1 protein-coding gene is annotated in these 641 nt (G+C 63.2%); it reads right to left on the bottom strand.

Annotated elements, in window-relative coordinates; translation table 11 throughout:
* A partial coding sequence (locus tag EII34_RS15750) for a helix-turn-helix domain-containing protein (protein WP_260425203.1) occupies nt 1–563 on the bottom strand: 563 nt, incomplete at its 3' end.
* Nucleotides 564–641: the final 78 nt, after the last annotated feature.

Raw genomic sequence — 641 nt, 5'->3', positions numbered from 1 at the left:
GCGATCAGGTCAACAGTTCCGTCTGTCTCGTGGAGGAACCCGATGTAGGACTGGGACTGGGTGATCCGGTTGACCCTCAACCGGGCCTTGGTGCCCCGGGTGTACCAGGCCCGTCGCAGGATCGCCTCGTGTTCGATCCTGACCTCGTCCGCGGCCACGATCATCACATCGTCTCCTGCCCAGCAGGTGGCGAGGTCGTGACGGATCTGGGTCATCCGGGCAGTGATCTCGGTCTCATCTGCTCTGCGTTGGTCCACGGCCTCGGGTTTGTGGAACGACAGTCCGGCCAGGTGGAGCAGGAAGTGGTACGAGGTCTCGCTGGCGTAGGTGACCTGGAACCGGGAGGAGATCCATCCGGCAAGGTCCGGGACACTCCAGAACTCCACGGGGAGACCCTCATCACCGGGAGGCTGCTGCAACACAGCGACCACCTCGGCCCGCTGCTGGGCAGTCAACTTCGACGCATTCAGGTTCCCCGCATGGTCGGTATGGATCGATGCCAACCTGGCCGCATGCCAGTCCCTGACCCAGGACCGGATCGTCGAGACCTGACGTTCTGCCATCTCGGCCACGACCTCAATGTCGACCCGCCGGGACAACAACAAGATTGCCTCCGCCTTCGCCTGCATCAACTTGTGCGG

This window comes from Arachnia propionica (assembly GCF_003859805.1).
GTDB classification, from domain to species: Bacteria; Actinomycetota; Actinomycetes; order Propionibacteriales; family Propionibacteriaceae; genus Arachnia; species Arachnia propionica_C.
This window is presented reverse-complemented; position numbering and strand designations above follow the sequence as displayed.